Origin of the sequence: Ochrovirga pacifica, assembly GCF_000220525.1 — a bacterium.
Lineage (GTDB): Bacteria > Bacteroidota > Bacteroidia > Flavobacteriales > Flavobacteriaceae > Ochrovirga > Ochrovirga pacifica.
In genome coordinates, this window is record NZ_AFPK01000054.1 from 1 (window position 1) to 1,138 (window position 1,138).

The 1,138-nt window shown below is 33.3% G+C and carries 2 protein-coding genes; both read right to left on the reverse strand.

From position 1 onward, the window contains the following. A partial coding sequence (locus FS85_RS15535) for an IS3 family transposase (RefSeq protein WP_050809645.1) occupies positions 1 to 771 on the reverse strand: 771 nt, incomplete at its 3' end. Then, positions 729 to 1,138, reverse strand: a 410-nt coding sequence (locus FS85_RS0110775; protein WP_010136290.1) for a transposase, incomplete at its 5' end; no start/stop codon positions are given. The genes FS85_RS0110775 and FS85_RS15535, both read right to left, overlap by 43 nt.

A 1,138-nucleotide genomic window follows, 5' to 3' on the forward strand; every position in this document is an offset into this window, starting at 1 on the left:
GGTTTGATCAAGATAGAACTCGTCTTTAAGGATGCCATTTACACGTTCAGCAATAGCGTTTTCATAACAATGATTTTCTTCTGTCATGCTAATTTCAATGTTGTTTCTTTTAAGTATTTGTGTGTATACATTGCTGCAATATTGAATACCTCTATCCGAATGATGAATAAGTCCATTAATGTTTTTAGCTTGATACAAGGCTTTATTAAGCGCTCTCACACAACCGCTGAGTTCTAGGCTATCACTGAGGTCGTAACTGATTATTTTTCTAGAATACATATCTGTAATAAGCGCCAAATAACAAAACCCTTTTACGGTTCTGATATAGGTAATATCACTTACCCAAACTTGATTAGGTCTATTAACCATCATATCTTTGATGATGTTTTTATGTTTATAGAACCTATGCAAAGAGTTGGTTGTTTTATAGCTTGGTTTCTTTCTAGTAATAAGCATATTGTGTTTTCTAAGGATCTTGAAAAGTGTGTCTCTGCCTACTTTAAGGTTCTCTTTATCAAACTCGTTTTGTAAAGATATTTTGAGTTTACGCATGTCTTCTCTAGGCAAGGATCTACGTTTTTGGTTTACAATTTGAATGACCTGTTGTTCAAGTTTTAAACGTTTATCAGCTCTATATTTATACTTGTAGTATGCATCACGTTTAATCCCGAAAGGCTTACAAATAGTAGTTAAAGACGCAAATCCTTTAGCTTTGTCTTTAGCTTTACTTACCGCTCTATATTTAGCTTTTTTTTTAGTTCGGCAACCGATTTATAACCAAGGTCTTCGGCAGCAACTTCCAGGTATGAATCTTGAATCATCGCATCCAAGTCTTTCTTTAACAACAGTTTCTTTAGTTGTTCTATCTCTTTTTGAAGTTCCTTTATTCTTGTTATTTTATCTTTAGTTTTCACTGTTACTCTGATGTTCATGAGGTCTTTACGATTGTACTTTCTGATCCATTCATTAATGGTAGTTGGAGCAATACCGTAGGCCTTACCTAATTGATACTTGTTTAATTTTCCCGTTGTAAGTTCGTCTAAAATTTTCAGTTTAAAAGGTTCTGAATACCGTCTGATGACTTTGTTGTTTTTATACATAATGTTTAAAATTATGTAGCCTTTATTCAGGACGGTGT